General features: G+C 70.6%; 12 protein-coding genes and 2 pseudogenes. 8 read left to right on the forward strand and 6 right to left on the reverse strand.

All coding sequences use genetic code 11. The features are described 5' to 3' along the window. Positions 1 to 26: 26 nt before the first annotated feature. Positions 27 to 923 carry a hypothetical protein gene (locus BR98_RS21825; RefSeq protein ID WP_035847101.1) on the reverse strand — a complete coding sequence of 299 codons (897 nt, stop codon included), beginning with the start codon at positions 921 to 923 and terminating at the stop codon, positions 27 to 29. A 203-nt stretch (positions 924 to 1,126) separates the two neighbouring features. Continuing rightward, entirely contained in the window at positions 1,127 to 2,017 is an 891-nt protein-coding gene (locus BR98_RS21830) for an LLM class flavin-dependent oxidoreductase (protein ID WP_035847103.1), read from the reverse strand. An 85-nt stretch (positions 2,018 to 2,102) separates the two neighbouring features. Between BR98_RS21830 and BR98_RS21835 the strand changes: the two genes are divergently transcribed. The 4 genes from BR98_RS21835 to BR98_RS21850 all read left to right on the forward strand — a co-directional run bounded on the left by BR98_RS21835 (position 2,103) and on the right by BR98_RS21850 (position 4,891). After that, positions 2,103 to 2,414, forward strand: coding sequence for a hypothetical protein (locus tag BR98_RS21835; protein ID WP_035847105.1), 312 nt, complete (start codon positions 2,103 to 2,105; stop codon positions 2,412 to 2,414). After that, positions 2,381 to 3,712: a hypothetical protein gene (locus tag BR98_RS21840; RefSeq protein ID WP_232247483.1), complete on the forward strand. Its 1,332-nt coding sequence runs from the start codon at positions 2,381 to 2,383 to the stop codon at positions 3,710 to 3,712. The genes BR98_RS21835 and BR98_RS21840 overlap by 34 nt, the downstream gene beginning before the upstream one ends. A gap of 76 nt (positions 3,713 to 3,788) precedes the next feature. Next, positions 3,789 to 4,436 carry a DUF433 domain-containing protein gene (locus BR98_RS21845; RefSeq protein WP_035847110.1) on the forward strand — a complete coding sequence of 216 codons (648 nt, stop codon included), beginning with the start codon at positions 3,789 to 3,791 and terminating at the stop codon, positions 4,434 to 4,436. Continuing rightward, on the forward strand, positions 4,433 to 4,891 hold the full coding sequence (locus BR98_RS21850; protein ID WP_035847111.1) for a DUF5615 family PIN-like protein: 459 nt from the start codon (positions 4,433 to 4,435) through the stop codon (positions 4,889 to 4,891). Before BR98_RS21845 ends, BR98_RS21850 begins: the two co-directional genes overlap by 4 nt. A gap of 44 nt (positions 4,892 to 4,935) precedes the next feature. Here BR98_RS21850 and BR98_RS21855 read toward each other — a convergent pair. Together BR98_RS21855 and BR98_RS21860 are read right to left on the reverse strand one after the other, a co-directional pair. Then, positions 4,936 to 5,172 (reverse strand): annotated as a pseudogene (locus BR98_RS21855) (LLM class flavin-dependent oxidoreductase); the annotation flags it as partial. A gap of 203 nt (positions 5,173 to 5,375) precedes the next feature. After that, a complete protein-coding gene (locus tag BR98_RS21860; protein ID WP_035847114.1) occupies positions 5,376 to 7,829 on the reverse strand; it encodes a non-reducing end alpha-L-arabinofuranosidase family hydrolase in 2,454 nt (817 codons plus the stop codon). A gap of 308 nt (positions 7,830 to 8,137) precedes the next feature. Between BR98_RS21860 and BR98_RS39530 the strand changes: the two genes are divergently transcribed. Next, a complete protein-coding gene (locus tag BR98_RS39530) occupies positions 8,138 to 8,410 on the forward strand; it encodes a hypothetical protein (RefSeq protein WP_157537876.1) in 273 nt (90 codons plus the stop codon). Between the two features lie 36 nt (positions 8,411 to 8,446). On the opposite strand, the pseudogene BR98_RS21865 reads toward BR98_RS39530, so the two are convergent. Both BR98_RS21865 and BR98_RS21870 read right to left on the reverse strand, forming a co-directional pair. After that, positions 8,447 to 8,683 (reverse strand): annotated as a pseudogene (locus tag BR98_RS21865) (LLM class flavin-dependent oxidoreductase); the annotation flags it as partial. A 38-nt stretch (positions 8,684 to 8,721) separates the two neighbouring features. Continuing rightward, positions 8,722 to 12,168, reverse strand: a complete 3,447-nt coding sequence (locus tag BR98_RS21870; protein WP_051971134.1) for a BTAD domain-containing putative transcriptional regulator — start codon at positions 12,166 to 12,168, stop codon at positions 8,722 to 8,724. A gap of 81 nt (positions 12,169 to 12,249) precedes the next feature. Between BR98_RS21870 and BR98_RS21875 the strand changes: the two genes are divergently transcribed. From BR98_RS21875 to BR98_RS21885, 3 genes are all read left to right on the forward strand, one after another. After that, entirely contained in the window at positions 12,250 to 12,915 is a 666-nt protein-coding gene (locus BR98_RS21875) for a hemerythrin domain-containing protein (protein WP_051970036.1), read from the forward strand. A 65-nt stretch (positions 12,916 to 12,980) separates the two neighbouring features. After that, positions 12,981 to 13,373 (forward strand): DUF4267 domain-containing protein, encoded by a 393-nt coding sequence (locus tag BR98_RS21880; RefSeq protein ID WP_035847116.1) that lies wholly within the window; start codon positions 12,981 to 12,983, stop codon positions 13,371 to 13,373. A gap of 155 nt (positions 13,374 to 13,528) precedes the next feature. Continuing rightward, positions 13,529 to 16,171 (forward strand): RICIN domain-containing protein, encoded by a 2,643-nt coding sequence (locus tag BR98_RS21885; protein ID WP_035847119.1) that lies wholly within the window; start codon positions 13,529 to 13,531, stop codon positions 16,169 to 16,171. The last annotated feature ends 101 nt before the right edge of the window (positions 16,172 to 16,272 follow it).

A 16,272-nucleotide genomic window follows, 5' to 3' on the forward strand; every position in this document is an offset into this window, starting at 1 on the left:
AGGTCGGGTCAGCGGGCTCGGCGGGCTCAGCCACCGCTGCCCAGCCGGTCGCGCTGACGCTTCATCGCATCCGCGAGCAGCGCCTTGTCCGGGTCGCCCTTCACGTCGACGGTGACCTCGTACTCGACGTCGCCGACGTAGGAGATCCCGATCAGCTCACCGGTGAACGCCTGCTGCTCCGGCTTGAAGACGTAGCCCTTGGCCTCGCTGTCGCCGTCCACGTCGACCTGGTCGCCCTTGGAGAAGGTGGCGCCCTGGGCGAAGGCCTTGGCGTTCTCCCGGGAGGAGAACCGCAGCAGCCGGGTGGACACCTCCATCCGCCCGTCCGCGGTGCGGTACTGGCGGTAGACGGCCTCCTGGTAGCCGTACGAGTCCAGCACGCCCTTGATGTCGGTGGACTTGCTGTACTCCTTGGCCAGGTCGTCCGTGGTGAGGTCGGTGCCGTCCGGGGAGCCGTAGGACTCGCCGCCGTCCGGGATCGGCAGCAGGAAGTAGCGCAGGTCGCCGCCGTGGGTGTTGCCGTTGACCGTGCCGTGCACGGTGCTGCTGGGCGCGGGCGCCAGCGAGAGGCTGGGCACCGGCACCGGGGTGGGGCTCGGGCTGGCGCTCGGGGCGGTCGCGGCTGCCGACGGGGTGGCGCTGGCGCCCGCCTTCGCGCTCGGCGAGGCGCCGGGGGCCAGGGCGACGGTCCGGTGCTGGTGGTCCGGCTTGCCGACCGCCACGGTCACCGTGGCGCTGGCCGCGGTGATGGCGAGCAGGCCGATGGTGGCCAGGGTGACCGTGACGGCACGCGGGGTGCGACGCGGAGCCGGCGCGACGGTCGGCTCGACGGCCGACTGATCCGTCGGCTCGACGGCCGGCTGGTCCGTCGGCTGGTCCGTCGGCGGCGGTACTGGAATTGACGCAGGGTCGACCGGGTCCACAGGATCAGCGGGGCCGGCGACGGGATCGGGCGCGGACAAAGGAGTCCCCCAAGGAGCGAACCGTCAGTCAGCAGGAAGTATGAGAGATCATCAACCAAGCCAACAACGCGGCATTTCACCCCACTCACCCATTGTTTCACCAATCGGACACGCCGTGATCGAACCGCAACAGGCGGTCGCCCCGGTCGTCCCCCGCGCGTGGCTCAGCTGCCCAGCTGGGCCAGCCCCTCGGTGGCGATCCGCTCGAACACCGCCTGGTCGTTCTCGAAGATCGAGTCGGCGACCGGCCAGTGCACGACCAGCTCGGTGATGCCCAGCTCCTGGTAGGTGCCCGCCCAGTCGACGAAGGCGTCCAACGAGGCCAGCGGCCGCTCCGCGGTGGACCCCTGGAGCAGCACCTTCTCGAGTTCCCGCGGATCGCGCCCCTGGGCCGCACAGGCCTCGCCCAGCTTCGCCAACTGACCGGCGATCACGGCCGGCGCCTGCTCGACCGGGACGTCCGCCGGGCCCTTCGGGTCGCCGTAGGTCACCCAGCCCTGCCCGTACTCCGCCGCCAGCCGCAGCCCGCGCGAGCCGGTCGCCGCAACGTAGAACGGCACCCGGGGCCGCTGCACACAGCCGGGGATGTTCCTGGCCTCCACCGCCGAGTAGTACCGGCCGGTCTCGGTGGTGGCGTCCTGCCGCAGCAGCTTGTCCAGCAGCGGCAGGAACTCGCCGAACCGGTCGGCCCGCTCCTTCCCGGTCCAGGCCTCCTGGCCGAGCGCGGTGGCGTCGAAGCCGATCCCGCCGGCCCCGATCCCGATCGTCAACCGCCCGCCCGAGACGTCGTCAACCGTCACCGCCTCCTTGGCCAGGGTCACCGGGTGCCGGAAGTTCGGCGAGGTCACCAGCGTCCCCAGCCGGATCCGCTCGGTGGCGGTGGCGGCGGCGGTCAGGGTCGGGATGGCCCCGAACCACGGCGCGTCGCGGAAGGACCGCCAGGAGAGGTGGTCATAGGTGTACGCGGCATGGAACCCGAGGTCGTCGGCCCGCCGCCAGATCTTCTGTCCCTCGCCCCACCGGTGGATGGGGAGGATCACGGTACTCAAGCGCATGGCTCCGACCCTACGCTTACGCTCTGGCGGGTGAGGTTCGGGCAACTCGTGGCGACGTCACCTGCGTGACCGCTAACGTGCCGCCATGGGTTCTCTGGGCAAGGCCGAGCTTGAGGCCATGATCGATGAAGCGACCGTCGATGCCTACGGTGAGGCCGAGGAGCTGACCGGCCTGTTCACCGTGATCGAGGAGAACCTCGCGGTGCCGTTCAGCACGATGGTTCTGGGGGTCGAGGTGACCGTGCGCGGTGTCGACCTCTCCCGGGACGGCCGGATTGTCGCATTGTGTTCTCGTGGCCCTGTTCGACAGGAGATCGGGATCCTGGACCTGCCGATGCCAACACCTGCCCCGGACGGCGCCGAGTGGATCGAGGCATACCGCTACTGGTCCGGCTGACGTCAAGCAGCTCACACATCATTTCGGCAAAGGCATGCAGGGAGCAGGTCATGGCGATCGCCGTTCGGGATGCGGATCACGGCGAGCGCTCGCTCGCCGATCTCATCGAGCGCAGTGCTGAGTTGAAGGGAGAGCTGGTCACCTTCGCGCAGAGCGCGCGCTTCGACCGGTGGTTGACTCCCCTCCTGCTGGCGGCCGCGGGCCCTGATCGGCGGCTGGACGAGGGTGAAGCGGTCCGGATCATCGACCACTTCATTCTGCGGTACCGTCTGCCGGACAGTGCGACCGTGGTGGATCGATTCGTCGCTTCACGACGGGACTTGAGTGAGGCCGACCGGGAGATGCTGCTCGGCTGGCGTGACCCGGTCGAGGGCATCTTCGAGATCCGGCGCAAGGACGGGGATTCCGTCGTCCTGCTGAACCTGGTCGACGACCTGGAGTACCGGGTGTACTCGAACGTCGGGCCGGGGGCCTTCCGTGGAGTGGCCAAGGGCGGATTCCTTCTCGCCTGCTTGGTGCCCCTCCGCTCGGCCGACGGTATGTGGCTGATCTCTGGGGTGATGTCGTCCTACCCGAAGTCCACTGCCACCGAGGTCGCCCGGGCCGCACTCCAACTGGCCACCAGCCAACCCGAACTGGCCTTCCGCAACCCTGAGAAGATCAAGCAGGGATGGGAGCGGATGCGTGAGGACCGGGCCGCGTTCATCGAGTTCTGCGGCGCCGATGAACTGGTCCTTCCCCCTGCAGAGGCCGAAGAGCAGCTCAACGCCTACTACCGGCACCGGCAGGAGGCCGCTGTCGCCGAGCAACCCGACCGTGCCCGAGGCAGGCGGCTCCCAGGCCTGGACCTGCCGTTCTTCGAACTGCCACCGGATCTCGCGGACTCGGACACCATCGGCGTCATCTACGACGAAGTCGACGGACTCAACTTCTACGCGGACTACGGACTCTTGCGGGACCTCTTCGCCAACCCGTCCCTCACGGGCCGCAAACCGCACCAGGACCTCCTGCGCACGTACCTGCGCGAGGAGTCGATCGCGCCACTGCCGATCCGCCGCCTGGCCGCCACCTATCCGGAGACAGTCGACGCAGTCTTCCGGAAGCTGCTGCGGAAGCCCGGCTTCACCTGGAGCGAGTATGGCGAGGAACTGCTGCGCCGACGCAAGCCCTGGTACTACGAGCAGGAACCCCGCCCCGGCGTCTCCGTGATCGGTGAGCGCCTCAGCGAGCTCGCCGCCGGCGGCCGACGGCGCAAGCTCACGAGAGCGCGGCGCGTCTCGGCGGCCTCATCCGGGTGAAATGCTGGCGAGCCTGATGCCCGTACGGGACGATGAAGTAGCGTCGGGTCGTCGTCTGGAGCCAAGGAGGTGCCGCATGTCGTACGAGCCCAAGCTGGCTGCCGCGTTGTCCGGTGCGACTCTGCGGCAGCTGTCGCACTGGCGGCGGGCCACCGGTGAGCGCGGTGCTGTCCTGGTGCCGGAGATCTCGGCGTCTCGTCCGATCCTCTACTCCTTTCGCGACGTGGTTGCCCTCCGAGCCTGTGTGCGTCTTCGCGAGGAGGCATCCCTCCAGAAGATCAGGCGGGCGCTGAGCACGCTGCGCGAGGGCCTCGATGAACGTGAACACCTCTCGGCCTACCGGCTGGTCGCGGGCGGTGACACGATCTACCTGGCAGACCCGGACCACGCAGTGGACCTCGTACGGAGCAAGGGCAATGTCGTCATCCACGACATGGTGGACGTGCTTGCGCCTTTCTACCGTGGTGGTCGACGAATCCCGGACCTCCTCGAACCCCGGCCGCACGTGTCTATCGACCCTGCCGTGCGAGGCGGCGAGCCGGTCGTCGAGGGGACACGCATCCCGGCGACGGAGGTTGCCGCTCTCCTACGGGACGGCGTGCCACCTGAGCAGATCGGCGACTACTACCCGGGCGTCACAGCAGAGGCAGCGCGCGACGCAGCGGACTTCGCCGACTACGTCGACAGTTACGAGGATGCGGAAATCCGGCAGGCAGCGTCTTGAAGCTGCTGCTCGACGAGAATGTGCCGCTCCCCATGGCACGGATCGTGCGACTGCTCCTGAAAGGCCACGTCGTCGAGCATGTAGCCGAACTCAGCGGCTGGGCGGGAACCAGGGACGTCGACCTCTATGCGCGTGCGGCAGCGGACGGCTTTCAGATCGTTGTCACAAACGACACGAAGCAACTGAGCCGCCCACTCGAAGTAGTCGCCATCGAGTCGGGCCTGCATCGCATCGAGTACCGCCAGAATCACAAGCACGGCGGATTGGTGGGTCTCGGTGCAGCTATCGCCACTGTGTGCGCCGGCCTGCCCCACGCCTTGGCTGAACTCGACCAGACAGACAGCCAGCGCCTGATCTCGCTGAATGCGGTCGACCCGTCCCGGCAGAGCCGCTTGCGGATCGTGGATCCTGCCAGCGCCCCACCCAAGTTCTGGCCCACCGACTCACAGGGCTAGCGGCATGAGCGGCTGAACCGGCGGAACATCGCAGGTCAGGATGCGATAGGTGAAAAAGGATTGACTGAGGTCACCAGCGTCCCCAGCCGGATCCGCTCGGTGGCCGCCGCGGCCGCCGTCAGCGTGGGCACCGCGCCGAACCAGGGCGCGTCGCGGAAGGACCGCCAGGAGAGGTGGTCGTAGGTGTACGCGGCGTGGAACCCGAGGTCGTCGGCCCGCTGCCAGATCTTCTGACCCTCGCTCCACCGGTGGATGGGGAGGATCACCGTGCTCAGTCGCATACCGGCGACCCTACGCGTACCCACCGGCGGGAGGCGGCCTTCGCAACCCATGGTGACAACCCCGCCAGCGCGAGCAGCCCCCTGATTCCAGAACACCTCCGCATGGGCGCATACCGCAGTATGTGAGTGGTTCGGCAACCGGCCACGAAAGAGGGAACCCCAGCCGGCGCACGGCTGGGGTTCCCCGAAGTGGTGGGTGTCGGTCAGCGCTGCAGGGTCAGGACGCCCGGCTGCCAGGGCAGCTTGTCGTAGGGGCCGCTCGCGCTGGGGGACTTGCCCTGGTAGAGGAGCTGCAGGTTGCAGGGGTCGATGGTCATGGTCTGGTCGGGGTTGTTGCGGACCAGGTCGCCGTGGCTGATGTCGTTGGTCCAGGTGGCGCCGCTGTTGGCCTTGCCCGCGAAGGGGTTGCTCTCGCTTGCGGCCTGCGGGGTCCAGGAACCGCTCAGGCTGGTGGCCGTGAAGGAGCGGAAGTAGCGGCCGTTCGCGCCCTGCGCCTCGACCGTCATGAGGTACTGGTTCTGGTCCTTGACCTTGTAGACCTGCGGCGCCTCGAACAGGTTGGCCGGCGTGTCGCTCATGACCGTGGTGTAGGAGGAGCCGAAGTTGCCCGGGAAGTTCCCGATCGGCATGCTCGCCCGGTAGATGCTGCCGTTGTCACCGGCGAAGAACAGGTACATGTTCTGGCCGTCGGCGATCAGGGTCTGGTCGATCGGGCCGGTGCCCGAGTTGGGGATGCTGCCGGTGAACAGCGGCTGCGGCGCGGACCAGCCGTTGGGGTTGGTCGGGTCGCTGGAGGTGCGGTAGATGAACGGCCACTGGCCCCACTGGTAGGCCAGCACCCAGATGTTCTTGGGCGCGAAGTAGAAGAGCGTGGGGGCCACCGTGGCCTGGCCCATGCCGGTCTGGCCGGCCGAGGCCATGTCCGACCAGTTGGTGAAGGGGCTGAACATCATCGAGCCGTAGGACGATCCCGACACGTTCGAGGCGTAGACGAGGTGCTTGCCGTTGTACACGACGTCGGTGAAGTCCTTCACCGACGCCCAGCCGTTACCCGGCTGCGCCAACGAACCCGTCGAGGACCAGCGGTACGTCGACGGAAGAGCGCACGTGCCACCCGTCGTCGGGGTGGGCGTCGTCGGCGCGGGCGTCGGCGTGGTCGACGACCCGGACGGGGTGAACTTCCAGTGCTGGTTGGCAGCCCCCCAGGAGTCCCAGATCCGGACGGTGGCGCCGTTGGCGGTCTGGCCACCGGCGGTCTCCAGGGCACGGCCGTTGGCGACGTTGGTCAGGGTGTAGGAGCCGTCGCTGTTCCGGGCGGCCTTCCAGTGCTGGTTGGCGCCGCCGTTGGAGTCCCAGACCTCCATCTTCGTCCCATTGGCCGACTGGTAGCCCGGGTCGTCCAGGACCCGGCCGCTGGCGACGTTGGTCAGCGTGTAGGAGCCGTCGCCGTTCTTGGTGGCCTTCCACTGCTGGTTGGCGGCGCCGCTGGCGTCCCACACCTGGACCGGGGTGCCGTTGCCGTTCTGTCCCGTGTACTCGTCGAGAACCCGGCCGGTGGCGACGCCGGTGAGGGTGTAGGTGCCGCCGGAGTCGATGCTGCTGCCCGGCGTGCCGCCGCCACCAGTGCCGCCGCCACCGCCCGTGCCGCCGCCGCCCGTGCCGCCACCACCGGTACCGGCAGCGGTCAGGGTGCTGAGCACCGCGCCGTAGGCGGGCTTCTTGTTGCCGTTGCCGTCGAACAGCAGCGGGTTGTCGCCGCCGCGCCAGGAGTCGCTGTCCCGGATGCCCCACAGGGTGATGCCGGTGCAGCGAGCGACGTTGAGGCAGTCCTGCACGGCGCTGGTGTACGCGGCGGTGGACGCCTGGGCGATGTCGAGTTCGGTGAGCTGGACGTCCACGCCGAGCGCGGCGAAGTTGGACAGGGTGGTCTGGAAGCTGGGCGGGGGGCCGCCGGCGCCGAAGTGGCTCTGGAAGCCGACGCAGTCGATGGGCACGCCGCGGGACTTGAAGTCCTTGACCATGGCGTAGACGCCCTGGGTCTTGGCGTCGGACCAGTTCTCGAGGTTGTAGTCGTTGTAGCAGAGCTTGGCCGAGGGGTCGGCGTTCCGGGCGGTGCGGAAGGCCTCCTCGATGAAGCCGTTGCCCAGCACGTTCTGGAACACCGAGCTGCGGTGCTGGCCGCTGCCGCCGTCGGCGAAGGCCTCGTTGACCACGTCCCAGGCGTAGATCTTGCCCTTGTAGTGGGACATCTCGGTGGTGATGTGGTTGTCCATCACACCGCGCAGAGTGTTGGCGTCGGTGATGGAGCTGACCCAGTTCGGCAGCTGGGAGTGCCAGACCAGGGTGTGGCCGCGCATCTGCTGGTCATGCGCGGCGGCGTGGTTGACGATCTCGTCGGCGGGGCCGAAGTTGAACGACCCGCGGGAGGGTTCGGTGTAGTCCCACTTCATCTCGTTCTCCGGGGTGATCATGTCGAACTCCCGGTCGAGAATGCTGGAGTACGTCGAGTCCCCGAGCCTGCCGCCGGCCACCGCGGTGCCCAAGTAGCGGCCGCTGCCAGCCGCAGCGTTGGCGACCGTGCCGGGCGCGTGGGTGCTCGGCGGGAAGGCGGCCTGGGCAACCAGCGGTACGGCAGCACCCGCGGCGGCGAGAGCCACGGCAACGGCGAGCGCACGGCGGGTTGCCGGACGGCGGCGATGAGAGCGGTTCTGATCTCGCAAGGGGTTGTCCTTCTGGCGCAGTGGGCCCTGGTCTCGGCCCCGGATACCTGCTAGTTGGCGCCGCGCGCCAGAAGGTTGCCGTGATCCGAGAAGAAATTTCCTGCCAAGAATTTCCCGGACCACAAGGGAGCCGATCCGGCCAGTGCTTGTGTCCGGATCCGCCCGCACCGACATGGGCGGCGCCTACCGCTGGGACACCGGGGCCGAGCAGTGGATCCCGCTGACCGACTGACGTACTTGCGGACGTGCTGTCCGACCAACGAAGCCTGAGCCGTCTGGTGACCGCCCTGGGCAGTCTGGGCTTCGCTCCTGCGGGGATGTCACCGCAGGGCAACCTGCTGCACCGCTACCAGCGGGGTGCCGAGGCGGGGCTCTTGGTGGTGGATGTGCTGGCCCCTGACAAACTGGCTCTCGCCGCAGCATTGCACAACCCACAGCACCCTGGCTGGCGCGAACTTCGCGACGCCGCCGCAAGAGCTGATGGCCAGTCTGCTTACGCATTCCTCTCGCCCCCGTGACCGTCCGCTCCAGGCCAGGAGCCTAGGTCAGGATGCGATAGGTGAAAAAGGATTGACCGACGCCACCAGGGTGCCCAAGCGCATACGTTCCGTAGCTGCCGCTGCGGCGGTCAGCGTGGGGATCGCCCCGAACCAGGGCTCATCCCGGAATGACCGCCACGACAGGTGGTCGTAGGTGTAGGCGGCATGGAACCCGAGTTCCTCCGCCGGCCGCCAGATCTTCTGTGCTTCGACCCACCGGTGGATGGGCAGGATCACGGTGCTCAGACGCACGCCGCCGACCCTACGTCGTCGCACGGCCGTGACCCCGGTCAGCCGCTGGCGCCGCGCCCCAGGGCGGTGCTCCACCGTTCGGCGATGGTGGCCGCGTGCGCGAAGTGCGCGGTGGCCTCGGCCTCGCGGCCGAGCAGGAGGGCGAGTTCGCCGAGCGTATACGCGACCGGGCGGATCGCCAGGGTGAAACCCGAGGAGGGCGGCGGTGCGGCACGGTAGGGGAGCAGGGTGCTGTACAGCTCCTCGGCCCGGTCCTGGTCGCCGAGCGCCACCACGGCCGTCGCACGGAAGGTCGCGAGGACCGTCAGGAGGTAGTCCGTGCGCAGCGGCCCGAGCCGAGCCAGGACGGCGCGGGCCTCGTCCTGCTGCCCGGCGGCGCACAGGGCCGCCGCGAGCAGGTCCGCCACCAGCGGGCCGTACTCCTCGGCCAGCTTCCGGGCCTGCGGGACGAACTCGCCGAGCCGTCCCTGAGCGGCCCGGATCGTCGCCAGCGCGACCTGCAGGAAGCCGTCGGCGTGCGGAGAGCCCTGCCTGGCCATTCCGGCGGCGGCTTCGGCGTACAGCTCCTCGGCGTCCTCGCTGCGGCCCTCGATCAGCGCTCGCGTCGCCAGCGCGGTCTGGCCGACCACGACGGGCCCCGGCATCCGGTAGGTCCGGGCCAACTCCACGCAGGTGTCGATGTGGCCGTAGGCGGCGGCGACATCGCCTTCGACAGCGGCAGCGGTCGACAGGCTGAGCAGGCCGAACCAGCGGAAGGCCGGCAGGTCGTGCTCGGTGGCGAGCCGGACGAGTTCCTCGCTCCGGCGCACCAGCTCGCGTTCCTCGCGTTCCTCGCGCTCGATGTCGAGCTCGCGGAGCAGCGCCGCGAGCGCCCGCGCGCGAAGGCCGGGATCTCCCAGGGCCGTTGCGAGTTCGACGGCTTCCTCGGCCGCGGCCCGCGCGCGCGGGTTCTGCTCGTCGGACAGTTCGGCGCAGTAGGCGAGCAGCAGCCCGCACCGAGCGGCGGGTGCCAGGTCCGGCAGGTCCAGCGACCGACCGAGCAGCGCGACGACGGGTTCGTCGACCGCACCGTACGGCCGGGTCTGCCACGGCGTGGGCTCGGACCAGGCGGTGAGTGCGCGGATCAGCAGCTCGCTCCGTCCGGTGCCGACCGCGCAGTCGATCGCCCGCTGCCGGGTCGCCCGGGCGGACATGACCGCCCCGGCCCGCACCTGGGCGCGCAGCAGCCTGCCCAGCAGGTCGACGCGTTCCGCCTCCCGGTCCTGGGACGGGCCGACCGGGGTCCGGTCGAAGCAGTCCAGCGCCGCCGCGAGCAGATCGGCCGCCGCGTCGTGGGCGTAGCGGGCGGCCGCCAGGTCGGCCGCGCGCAGGCAGTAGTGAACGCCCTTGGCGGCCGTGGCCGAAGCCGCCGACCTCGCGAAGTGGTGGGCCAGCGCGGACACATCACTCGAACCGAGCCGCTCCAGCCCGGCCGCGATCCGCCCGTGCATGCGCCTGGCCCGCAGGCCGCTCAGATCGGCGAGCAGCGTGTCGCGCACCAGCGCGTGCGTGAACCGGACGCGGCCCGGGGCGGGCTCGGTCAGCAGTCCGGCGACCAGACCGGTGTCCAGCCCGCCCAGGACTCCGTCCTCGTCGGTGTCGGCAGCGTCGACCAGCAGCTCGACGTCCGCCTCACGCCCGACGACCGCGGCCAGCCGCAGCACCGCCACCACCGCCTCGGGGAGGCGCCCGAGCCTGCGGCGCAAGACGTCCCGCACCCCCTGCGGCACCTCGGACAGGGCGACCAACGCACCTTCGCTGCCGAGCAGTCGGGCGCTCTCCCACACGTAGAATGGGTTTCCGCCGGTGCGTTCGGCGAGCGCGACGACCGTGCCGGCGTCCACCGGCCCGGTACCCGCTGCCCTGATCACCTCGGCGACGGCCGACACGGGAAGCCCCGGCAGCGGCAGCCGCAGCGGTGACCGCCCCGCGAGCACGGCGAGCTGGTCCGCGAGCGGGCCCCCGATCTCGTTCGGACGGTAGGCGGCCACGACCAGGACCGGTGTCCCCAGGGGCAGGTCGGCCAGGTCGGTCAGGCCGGTCAGCAGGGCGAGCGTCTCGGCGTCGGCCCAGTGCAGGTCGTCCAGCAGCACGGCCAGCGGCCGCTCGCGGGCCACCGCCGCGAGCCACTGCGACACCGCGCGGTTCAGGCGGAAGCGGCCAGCGGCCACGTCCTCGTCGGGGCCCTGGCCGGATCCGCGGTCGGAGAGCAGCGGGGCCAGGATCTCGGCGGACTCGGCCGGGGGCGGCGCGGCGGCGGCGATCGTGCGCAGTGCCGCCACCCAGGGCCACGCGGGTGGCGCGCCCTCGTCGTCGGTGGCCTGGCCGGCCGCGACCAGCCAGCCGTCTGCACGGAGCCGCTCGCCTAGCCGCTCCAGCAGCTCCGACTTTCCCAGGCCCGCCTCGCCGGTGACCAGCGCGAACCCGGGCCCCGCGGTGGCAGCCCGGCCGGCGGCCTCCACCAGCCGGGTGAGTTCGGCATCGCGGCCGACGAACAGCCGCGGGTCGGCGTCGCGGCCGACGAACGAGCGGGTGTCGGTGTCGTGGCCGACGAACGAGCGGGTGTCGGTGTCGTGGCCGGCGAACGGGCGGGTGTCGGTGGCGGGTCGGCGAGACGGTGCCGGGGCGTTCCGGCCTTCGGGCGGGGTCGGCGGCCGGTGCCGCGGAACCTCCGTCGCGGTCCGCAGCACCGCAGTGCGACCGCCCAGGATGGCCGCTTCGAGCTCGTTCAGCGCGGGCCCCGGGTCGAGACCCACCTCGGCCGCCAGGACCGCGCGGGCCCGGCGCAGCGTCGCCAGCGCGTCGGCCTGCCGGCCCGCCGCCCACAGCGACAGCGCGTGCAGACGCCAGCCCTCCTCCCGCAACGGCTCGTCGAGGGTGAGGAGTTCGGCCTCGGGAACGGTCACGGCGGCATCCGCCGACCTCAGTCCGGCGACCACGTTCAGCTCGCGCGCGACCAGCCGCAACTCGTCCAGCCGGGCGACCTCGGCACGGGCCCAGGAGTCGTCGACGAACTCGGCGTACGCCGTGCCCTGCCACAGCGACAGCGCCTCGCCGAGCAGGCGCCGCGCGGTCTCCGGCTGCCGCTGCGAGACTTCGCGCGCCTCGCGCAGCAACCGCTCGAACCGCCAGGCGTCGACGGCACCGTCGGGCAGGTGCAGCGCATACCCGGGTGGTGCGCTGACCAGCAGGGCGGCCGGAGTGCGCGGTGCCCGGCCGGGCTCCAGCAGCCGTCGCAGGTTCGACACGTACGCCTGAAGCGACGTCACCGCGCGTGCGGGCGGGGCACCTTGCCAGATCTCCTCGACCAGCCGGTCGACCGAGACGACCGCGCCGCGCGCCACCGCCAGCCGGGCCAGGACGGCGCGCTGCCGCCGGCCGCCGAGCGGGACGGGCTCGCCGTTCCACTCGGCCGCGAACGAGCCGAGCACGCGTATGGAGACCATCACCAGGCACATCGTAGACGGCCCGAGGTTTTCCAAGTCGCTTCCAAATGCCCTCCAGGAGCCCCCGGCGAGGCTTCTCGCATGGACACCACGAACGCACCCGAGCAGACCCGTCCGAACACCCAGGAAATGGTGGTCATCCACCGCGGAATGCGCCGCGAGTCACGACTTCTCATCGAGCTGACCGCCGCCGTGGCTCCCGGAGACACCGCCCGCGCCCGTGTTCTGGCAGACCACTTCCGCGACTACCGGCTCGGACTGAGCAACCATCACCACGGCGAGGACGCGTTCCTGTGGCCTCCCCTGCTGGCCAGGGTCGACCTCGAGGCCGACCTCGTCCTGCGGATGGAGGCCCAGCACGAACGCGTCGCCGCCACCCTCGCGGCGGCCGAATCCGCCCTGGCCGCCTGGGAGTCGGGGGCCGGAGAGGCGGAACGCGACGCGCTCACGGCCGCCCTCGCCGAGCACCGCGCGGTCCTCGTCGAGCACCTCGACGAGGAGGAGACCTCACTGCTCCCGCTCGCGGCACGGCACTTGTGGCTGCACGAGTGGAACGCGATGGGCGAGCACTTCCTGGCCAACACGCCCAAGCCCAAGCTGCTGTTCTTCCTCGGCATGGTCCTCGAGGAGGCCGATCCCGCCGAACGCTCGGCGATCCTCGGCGGCCTGCCGCTCCCCGCTCGACTGCTCTGGTACGCCGTCGGCCGCGCGCAGTACGCCCGCGCCACCCGCCGTGTCCGGGGCTGACCGCCCCGACCGCCCCGATCGCCTCCACCCGGACCGCCCCTCCTCCCCGAAAGACAGGAAAAGCCATGAAGCGCTTCACCACCGTCCTCACCGTCCTGAGCGGCCTGTTCGTGCTGTACATCGGCCTCATCTACCTGCTGGACCCGCAGGGGGCCGCGGCCGGGTTCGGCCTGCCGAGCTGGCCCGAGCACGAGGGCACGGGCTTCCTCACCGTCAAGGGCGGGCGCGACATCGGGTGCGGCCTGGCCGTCTTCGCGCTCCTGCTGACCGGCCACCGCAAGGCCCTCGGCTGGGTGCTGCTGGCGCTCACCTTCGGGCCCGTCACCGACATGCTGACGGTCCTGGGCAACCACGGGTCGGTCGGCACCGCGTACGGCGTCCACGGCCTCACCGCCGTGGCAGTCGCTCTGAACGCCGCACTCCTGCTGCGCGAACGCCCCACCCCGGCCGTCGCCTGAGCAGACCGCGCACCCAACTCGCGGATGCGTCCGGGAAAAAGTTCTCGGCCCGCGGCAACCTCTGCGGAGCCTGTGACCACAAGGGAGTGGATCCGGTCGGTTCCGGTGGCCGGATCCGCTCTCTCATGACCAGTTCGCAAGGAGAACGTCTACCCATGAGCAACCCCACGAACGGCCGGGGACGCGGGCGTCACCGCCGTCGCCTGAGCGCCACCGCTCTGCTGCTCGGTGCGCCCCTCGCCGCCGTCTCGTACTTCGTGTTCGTGCACGAGGACTCCCAGGCCGCCACGGTCGACGGCGGCGCCTACTACCGGGTGCTCTCGGTGCGCAGCGGCCAGGTGATGGACGTCAACGCCTTCTCCACCGCCGACGGCACCCACATCCAGCAGTGGACCGACCAGAACACCGCCAACCAGCAGTGGAAGCTGCGGCCCACCGGGGACGGCTACTACGAGCTGGTGAACCGCAACAGCGGCAAGGTGCTGGGCATAGCGGGCGACTCGACCGCCCAGGCGGCTGCCGCCGAGCAGCAGACGGACCGCTCCTCGGCCTCCCAGCAGTGGCGGATCGACGCTGTGAGCGGGTCCGACGCCGTCACCTTCACCTCCCGCAGGAGCGGTCAGGTCCTGGACGTATCCGGATACTCCACGGACCGGGGCGCGCAGATCATCCAGTGGCCCGGCAAGGGCGGCGCCAACCAGCAGTGGAAGCTGGTGAAGTCAGCCGATTCCCCCGCGCCCGCGAACGGCGGGGCGCAGGGCGCGACCGGACCGTACGTGTGGCAGAACGCCCCGGTGGCGGGCGGCGGTTACGTCACCGGGCTGGTCTTCAACCAGCGGGAGAAGGGTCTGCTGTACGCGCGCACCGACATGGGCGGCGCCTACCGCTGGGACACCGGGGCCGAGCAGTGGATCCCACTGACCGACTGGGTCGGTGAGAAGGACTGGAACCTGCAGGGCATCGAGTCGCTGGCCACCGATCCCGTCGACCCCGACCGGCTCTACCTCGCGGCGGGTACCTACACCAACGGCTGGGCCGGCAACGGCGCGATCCTGCGCTCAACCGACCGCGGCCGCACCTTCCAGCGCACCGACCTGCCGTTCAAGCTGGGCGGCAACGAGGACGGCCGTGGGGCGGGCGAGCGCCTGGTGATCGACCCCGCGAACCACGACACCCTGCTGCTGGGCACCCGCAAGAACGGCCTGTGGCGCAGCACCGACCACGGTCTGACGTGGAATCAGGTCTCCTCGTTCCCCGTCAAGGACGGGGCGAGCTTCGGTACGGGCATCTCCTTCGTGACGTACGGCCCGTCCGGCAGCAACACGATCTACGTCGGCGTCGCCGACAGGTCCACCAACCTCTACCGCTCCACCGACGGCGGCAACAGCTGGCAGGCCGTCTCCGGCCAGCCCACCGGCCAGGTGCCGCAGCACGGCGTGGTCTCCGGTGACGGCTCGCTGTACCTGACGTACTCCAACGGGCCCGGCCCCAACGGCGTGTCGGCGGGTTCGGTGTGGAAGTACAACACCTCCGGCGGGGCGTGGAAGAACATCTCGCCGTCGCAGGGCAGCTACGGGTTCGCCGGTCTGGCCGTCGACCCGCAGAAGCCGTCCACGGTGATGGTCACGACGCTCGACCGCTGGTGGCCCCAGGACGAGCTGTACCGCAGCACCGACGGCGGTGCGACCTGGAAGGCCCAGGCCGACAAGTCGGTGCGGGACGCCTCCGCCGCCCCGTACCTGGGTACCGGCATCGGGCACTGGATGACCGCCCTGAGCATCGACCCCTTCGACTCCGGGCACGTGATGTACGGCACCGGCAACGGCATCTGGGCCAGCAAGGACGCCAACGCGACCGACAGCGGCGGCACCAGCCACTGGACCATCGGAGCCCGCGGGCTGGAGGAGACCGCGCTGGCGGACGCGATCTCCCCGCCCGGCGCCACCGCCCTCATCACCGCGATGGGCGACCAGGGCGGCTTCGAGTACGACTCGCTGACCAAGGAGCCCTCCGGGCGGATGGTCAACCCGACGATCTACCACGGCTCCTCCCTCGACTACGCCCAGTGGAACCCGCAGTTGGTGGTCCGGGCCGGGCGTGGCGGCGAGCAGGACGGCGCCATCTCCACCGACGGCGGCCACACCTGGAACGGCTTCAAGTCGGAGCCGGTGCCCAGCGCCGACAGCGGCCACATCGCCATCGCGGCGGACGGCTCCAGCATCGTCTGGACCGAGGCCGGCCAGGTCCCGTACCGCTCCACCGACCGCGGCGCGAGCTGGTCGCGGGTGAACGGCCTGGGCAACGACGCCGAGGTCGTCGCCGACCGGTCCACGGGCAACACCTTCTACTCGCTGTCCAACGGCACGCTCTACGCCAGCACCGACGGCGGCGCGAGCTTCGGCGCCCGCGCCGGCAACCTGCCCACCGGCAAGCTCAGCGCCGTCCCCGGCGTCCCGAACGACCTGTGGATCGCCAGCGGCAAGGGCCTGCTGCACTCCACCGACGGCGGCCGCTCCTTCACCACCCTCGGGTCGGTGGAGTCCGCCAACGGCGTCGGCTTCGGCAAGGCCGCACCGGGCGCGTCGTACCAGACCCTGTACCTGATCGGCCACGTGAAGGGCGTCGCCGGCGTCTTCCGCTCCACCGACCAGGGCGCCAGCTGGGTCCGCATCAACGACGACGCCCACCAGTGGGGCAACTTCGCCAGCAAGCCCATCATCACCGGTGACCCCGACACCTACGGCCGGGTGTACATCGGCACCAACGGACGCGGCCTCCAGTACGGCGACCCTTCCTGACCCGACCCCCGAGCGGGGCCGCAGCCACACCGGCCCGCGGCCCCGCCCCCGGCTCCTCCCGAAGGGACACCCCTCAGGCGCATACGCCACCACACCGTCCC

The sequence above is a fragment of the Kitasatospora azatica KCTC 9699 genome, assembly GCF_000744785.1.
Taxonomy (GTDB): Bacteria; Actinomycetota; Actinomycetes; order Streptomycetales; family Streptomycetaceae; genus Kitasatospora; species Kitasatospora azatica.

Bases quoted from the DNA above. Each gene is read 5' to 3' on its own strand.
- BR98_RS21830 (WP_035847103.1), bottom strand. From the start codon at position 2,017: ATGCGCTTGAGTACCGTGATCCTCCCCATCCACCGGTGGGGCGAGGGA.
- BR98_RS21835 (WP_035847105.1), top strand. From the start codon at position 2,103: ATGGGTTCTCTGGGCAAGGCCGAGCTTGAGGCCATGATCGATGAAGCG.
- BR98_RS21845 (WP_035847110.1), top strand. From the start codon at position 3,789: ATGTCGTACGAGCCCAAGCTGGCTGCCGCGTTGTCCGGTGCGACTCTG.
- BR98_RS21870 (WP_051971134.1), bottom strand. From the start codon at position 12,168: ATGGTCTCCATACGCGTGCTCGGCTCGTTCGCGGCCGAGTGGAACGGC.
- BR98_RS21875 (WP_051970036.1), top strand. From the start codon at position 12,250: ATGGACACCACGAACGCACCCGAGCAGACCCGTCCGAACACCCAGGAA.
- BR98_RS21880 (WP_035847116.1), top strand. From the start codon at position 12,981: ATGAAGCGCTTCACCACCGTCCTCACCGTCCTGAGCGGCCTGTTCGTG.
- BR98_RS21885 (WP_035847119.1), top strand. From the start codon at position 13,529: ATGAGCAACCCCACGAACGGCCGGGGACGCGGGCGTCACCGCCGTCGC.